This is a genomic window from Thermogemmatispora sp. (assembly GCF_019683755.1).
GTDB lineage: Bacteria > Chloroflexota > Ktedonobacteria > Ktedonobacterales > Ktedonobacteraceae > Thermogemmatispora.
This window is the reverse complement of sequence record NZ_JADGHT010000319.1, coordinates 1-5,416: the sequence shown is the minus strand read 5'-3', so window position 1 is coordinate 5,416 and position 5,416 is coordinate 1. Positions and strand designations below refer to the sequence as shown.

Below are 5,416 nucleotides of genomic sequence, written 5' to 3'. Positions count from 1 at the left end.
GGTATATTCTTAACTGATCCTTTACCATTATAGATAACCTCTATTTCCATGACAAGAGTATACTACATACGCAGCATGTAGCACATGCTCTGCGCCGTCAACGATGGGCGGCAAGCGGTCAGAGGCAGCAGGGAACAGCAGCCAGTAGAGGAGGATCGTGTGAAAGACGAGGAGCGCAGAGGACTGCGGGATGCAGAGACAGCCATGTCTTCCATGTCGCCCACAGCAGGGACCGCTCTGGGAATGCTAGACGGCGAGCCATTTGCGCTGATCCATCTGCAAGCGGCCTCTCACTCGACGGCAGCGCTTGAGCGGGCTGTGCGACGAATTCGGCAGCAGATTCGGGCCAGTGACCTCATTCTCTTGCTAGAGGGCGAGTGTGCTCTTCTCCTGCGTTCAGCCACACTTGTAGGAGCGGAGGCCGTTATGCGACGTCTTGGCCCTCTGCTGGCCGATGTCGAGCACAGCGCCCGGTGTCTGGCCGGAGAGGCTGCGCGCCAATTTCTGCACGATCTGCAACGTCGACAGCCACGCCTGATCAGAGGAGAACAGCGCGATCTTCAAAGCCAGGACAGGACGCAGCGAGGAGAGGCTGCGACAGCGTTCGAGGCGGACCAGGGCCAGGCCACCAGTCAGCTACCCTATCTTGCTTTCCTTTCAAGCTACCCATCGCTGCGCCTTCTCCACCTGCTGCCCTATGAGTTGGCACAGCGCTACCGCTGCGTCCCCATCGGCGCCGAGCGGGGGACCCTGACACTCGCTACTGTGCGCCGGCTGGATCGCTCGGCCCTGGACCACCTGCAGACGGTGACCCAGCGCGCCATTTTCCAGGTTCGCTGCGAGCCTGAGATGATCAGCGAGATTCTTCACTACTGGGAGCAACAGCAGCGGCGACTCTTCCCCGATCAGTCGCACGATCCTGTTTGATAATCGGTGCTTGAACGCCGCCCGGACCTGCGAGTGAGTGAATGAGCGAGCGAGCGAGAAAAGGTGAAAGGATATGACACAAGTGGCCATTTTAGGATTCGATGGCATGGATGCAGACCTACTGCGTGTCTATGGGCCAGCTTTGCCCCATCTCAGACGCCTCATGTTAGAGTCGCCTTTCCTTGAACTCACCTCTAGCATTCCACCGGACACTATCCCGGCCTGGAGTAGCCTCTATACTGGTCTTAATCCTGCCAATCACGGCCTCCTGTCTTTTCCTTCTGGCGGCTCAACGCCAGCAGGCCAGCACGCTTTCACAGACGAACCACCTACCCTCACCTGCGGAACTACCTTTTGGGACCTGGCCAGCGCCAGCGGCAAGCGGATCTGTGTGCTCAACCCCTACCTTGCTTATCCTGCCTGGCCTGTTAATGGGGTTATGCTGGCCCTTTCACCACGAGATGGCGGCTTAAGCATTACGCCAGAGGAATACGAGCTAAGCCTGACCTTCCCCGCTTTGCCACGCTTAGCCGAGCGGGCCGCCCGGCGTGCAGAGCTGCGGACCTTCTACCATGAGTTGGTGAGCTGTACGCTTCAACAAGCGGCCCTCGGCTTGGAGTTGCTTCAACAAGAGTCCTGGGACCTCTTCTTTCTCCAAGTCAATGCACTGGATATCATTCAACATCTTTTCTGGCATTACAGCGATCTCAGCGATCCGGCCTATCCCGGGCAGAGTGAGCATCTGACCCGCATCCAAAGTTTCTATCGTCTCTGTGACCAAATTGTAGGTGAAGTACGGGCGGCGCTGCCAGCCACAAGTGTACTGATCGTTGTCAGCGCCTATGGTCATGGGCGTCGCAGCCACCAGCGTGTGAATCTCAACGAGTGGCTACGGCGGCAGGGCTTGCTCAAGGTTCAGACTCGCAGCTCACGCCTCCTCGACCGCCCGTTCTCAGCTCGCGCACGTCGAGGCTCAGTCTCTGCTGAGTTGCTCGCCCACGTTGGGCTTGTAACGCGTGAACGCCAGGTGTCGACCAGTTCAGCGCCAGATCTGATCGACGAAGAACATTCACTGGCGCGCGTGCTCAGCCTGGGAGGCGATGGGCCCTTTGGCGGCGTGGTCCTCAATCGCCAGAGCATCCAGGAACAAGGTCGAGACTACGAGGAGCTGCGCGCAAGCCTGCAAGAAGAGATGCAGCGCCTGTGCTCGCGCGGTCGCCCTCTACTCCGCTGGGTCCGTAAACGCGAGGAAGTCTATCAGGGCAGGTATCTGGAGCGACTACCAGATCTGCTCTTCGAACTGCAAGGCGATTTAGCAATCGGTGAAGAGCTGTATGTACCGCTGTTGACAACGCAGACGGCGAGGCGCTTTGTCTCGGGGGTCCATCGCAAGGATGGCGTCTTTCTCATCGGGAACCTCCTCCACCATGAGCCAGACGTGAGTGACGTTGACGAGATCACAGTGATGGATGTCGCTCCTACGGTGCTCAGCTTGCTCGGGATCAACAACGTGGCTCGCTTCGATGGTCAGCCGCTTCTGGCTCTCAAGGCCGCTGAGCCGCTGCCGTGAAATAGCGCTCCGAGAGCGGGTGAGAAGCCACCACCTGGTCGTTGGCATCACTGGTCAGAGCCTGCCGTAGATTGCAGAGGGCGCTTTGGATGCGCTTTTTCAGCGTATTCTCGGAGATGTGTAAGGCCCGAGCCATCTCAGGAAGGGTCATGCCACTGTAGTAGTGCAAGACAATGGCTATACGCTGCTTGGTGGGCAGCCCCTCAACGGCTCGCGCTAGATCCCAGTTGCGTTCAATTGAGCCTTTGTGCAGCTCGGCAGTTCTAGCCAGCAGATCCGTCTCTAGATCACAGAGCGCCTGACGCAGGAAGGCACTGGAGCGCGCTAGACGACGCTTAAAGCTGATACATTGATTGACCACAATGCGCACCAGCCAGGGACGCAGGGCACCAGCTTCGCGCAGATCGGCAAGATGATGCCAGGCCTGAATAAGGGCATCTTGTACGATGTCTTCAGCAATGTCTCGATCGCCTACAATCATGAAGGCTGTCCGTAACATCAGCGAGCTGTACTGCAGGGCTAGGTCGCTAAAGGCGTCTCCGTCCCCACGCAGCACCCGTGTAATGAGTAGCTGCTGTTGATCAGCCTGCTCCTCTCGCTCACCGCTCCTTGGCTCTTCCAGGTGAAGACCTGTCGCGGGCGCAGGCAACAGTGGCCCAACAGCGGCTGTCCCCGTTGCAGGGCCTGCCGTAGCAAGTTGGCCAAGCTGGCATTCTTGATATAGCGTGAGTGAGAGCATGGTCTGTTTAACCTCCTGCATATGCAAACCACATACAGATATATAACATACTATATACAATATAGCAAGGGATGCATACCTATAATTGTCTGTATAGAAAACCTTTGTATAAAGTTGAGCATACTTTTTGTGTGCATCATGTAAACAATCACCCGACAGCCCGCTCTACAAGCCAGCGGCTTCCCTGAAACGCCAGGAAACAAGACGCGACACCAGGCTCCTTACCCCCGTTGCGCACTAGTACCCGCTTCCCCAGTCATCGTCAGAACTACCTCACACGCATCTCACCGCGTGGCAAAGCGTTCCCCTCTGGGTCTGGCCGCTGCTAGCACAGGGGAGAGACGCATTGCTAGACCATCCTTCTGAACGGCCTTAAATGGTGGTGTTGGGACAACGCTTGAAGGTTTAGCGCTGCACACTGGTCTGGAGGCTAAAGGCCAGGGAGGCGGGGAAGTCAGAGGAGAGTTTACCCAGGGAGCGATTGCGATTCGCCAGCAAGGCGGAGGTATGCTACGAGGGGAGAGAACCGCGGGGACGGACCGCCGCCAGGACGGCCAGGCGGCCCTGCTGCCGCTCTAGCGTTAAAAAGTGCTGCAGGCCCTGGCCATAGAGATCACGGCGCCGTAGCAGACGCCGGACCATGCGCTCTTCGCCCAAGGTTTGCAAGACATGGTAGGCCGTCCACTCAGCAAAGCCTTCGCCGATCAGCAGTGGTAGCTCTTGCAAGCCCTGCCAGGCCTGCCAGGCGTGGGCCAGCTCATGGGCTGCCACAGCCTGAAAAAGATCGCGTGGCAAATAGTGCTCGATATAGATATCCTGTGCCTGACCCTGTTGGAAAAATATACCGAGCAAATGGGGATCATTGCCCCCTTCTTCTCCTCCTGATGGTAAGCTATGTCCACGCTGCTGATGCAGTTCTTGCAGGACCCTACGCTCACATAAATGGAGACGGGGAAGGATGGGCAGTGTTAAGCCTGGCTCGCGCCGCAAGACAGCAAAGACGCGCTGATAGAGAGATTCAGCCTCATGGGGTCCCTGCACAGCCTCAGCCCAGCAGAGCGCACACCGACGTACCACGCCGTGGGGTCCAGGCAGAAGGTGCCCCCGCTCGTTTAAGGGAGCCTGGCAGACATCGCAGCGGGGGCGCTCCTCAAGGCAGCGCTGGCAATACTTGACTGGCGAATCGCCAATCAGATAAGCCGTCTCTAGCAACGCTCGGCCACAGCAGCCACAGAACGCCACTTGTGCACGGCATGCGGGGCACAGTATTGCCCCACCCACCTGCTCCAGATGTCGCCCTGGCAGGTTGCAACGTTGACAGCGTGGCACGGTACCATCGCAGGCCGGGCAGATCACCAGCCCGTTAGGATAAATCAGGTACTGCCCTACCAGTGCCAGCGGCCTGCCACAGAGATGGCAGAAGCGAGGGTATCGACGGCTCATCAAGCCTCATCCCCCCTGGTTGGTTCCTTAGAGCGGCTGCTCAGAGGTGGAGAGAGTAGAGCCTTGTTGGAGATGGCCAGCTCCCTCATGCTCGCTTTCCCCCTTGTTCTCACGGCTGGCTCCCGCGAGCGCCTCGCTGGGAATTGGTGCACTGGCGCTGGTCGCGCCCACCTCACTGAGCGCTTCCGCTATTGAAGAGGTCTGCAGTTGGGCGCTCTGCTCAGCCGGCGCCGGCTTGATGGGGAAAGAGGTCGGTCTGGGCAGCGATACCGGCGGCTCTTCAAACTGCTCAGGATTAAGGCTACGCCATTCCTGCCAGACGGCTGCTAACAGCGCCTGCAATACGCCCGCCAGAGGGGCTGCGAAAATCGCCCCAATCACACCAAACAACTCAGCACCGGCCAGCAAGGCAAAGAGGGAAACCACCGGGTGCAGGCCCACAGCGCGCCCGACAATGCGCGGCCCAATAACATCCCCCTCGATAATATGCACCCCAATGAAGTAGGCCAGCACTAGCACCGCCGTTAGCCAGCCCTGGCTGAGCGCGATAAGGACGCAGATTGCTCCCGAGGTGAGCGTTCCTAAGACCGGGACAAACTCTAGCAGGAAGGCCAGCACTCCCAGCAAGACCGCATAGGGCACCTGGAGGATGAACATCCCCAGGCCGACCAGCACCCCCACTAGCCCCGACAGCAGAAGCTGACCCCGGATGTAGCCCCCAACCACCCGCTCCACAG

5 protein-coding genes are annotated in these 5,416 nt (G+C 58.7%); 2 read left to right on the top strand and 3 right to left on the bottom strand.

Annotated features, from left to right (window positions below; translation table 11 throughout):
• Window positions 1–159 precede the first annotated feature (159 nt).
• Together IRZ24_RS16290 and IRZ24_RS16285 are read left to right on the top strand one after the other, a co-directional pair.
• Window positions 160–927, top strand: coding sequence for a hypothetical protein (locus IRZ24_RS16290; RefSeq protein ID WP_297166378.1), 768 nt, complete (start codon window positions 160–162; stop codon window positions 925–927).
• 73 nt (window positions 928–1,000) lie between these two features.
• Window positions 1,001–2,497, top strand: a complete 1,497-nt coding sequence (locus IRZ24_RS16285) for an alkaline phosphatase family protein (RefSeq protein WP_297166376.1) — start codon at window positions 1,001–1,003, stop codon at window positions 2,495–2,497.
• Here the strand turns inward: IRZ24_RS16285 and IRZ24_RS16280 are convergent.
• From IRZ24_RS16280 to IRZ24_RS16270, 3 genes are all read right to left on the bottom strand, one after another.
• Window positions 2,472–3,236 carry an RNA polymerase sigma factor gene (locus tag IRZ24_RS16280; protein ID WP_297166374.1) on the bottom strand — a complete coding sequence of 255 codons (765 nt, stop codon included), beginning with the start codon at window positions 3,234–3,236 and terminating at the stop codon, window positions 2,472–2,474. The genes IRZ24_RS16285 and IRZ24_RS16280 overlap by 26 nt on opposite strands.
• Before the next feature lie 510 nt (window positions 3,237–3,746).
• Entirely contained in the window at window positions 3,747–4,679 is a 933-nt protein-coding gene (locus IRZ24_RS16275) for a hypothetical protein (RefSeq protein ID WP_297166369.1), read from the bottom strand.
• A gap of 27 nt (window positions 4,680–4,706) precedes the next feature.
• Window positions 4,707–5,416: AI-2E family transporter (locus IRZ24_RS16270; protein WP_297166366.1), on the bottom strand; the 710-nt coding region annotated here is incomplete at its 5' end.

What these genes read in the sequence shown, in the direction of transcription:
- IRZ24_RS16285 (WP_297166376.1), top strand. Translation starts at nt 1,001, where the DNA reads ATGACACAAGTGGCCATTTTAGGATTCGATGGCATGGATGCAGACCTA.
- IRZ24_RS16280 (WP_297166374.1), bottom strand. Translation starts at nt 3,236, where the DNA reads ATGCTCTCACTCACGCTATATCAAGAATGCCAGCTTGGCCAACTTGCT.
- IRZ24_RS16275 (WP_297166369.1), bottom strand. Translation starts at nt 4,679, where the DNA reads ATGAGCCGTCGATACCCTCGCTTCTGCCATCTCTGTGGCAGGCCGCTG.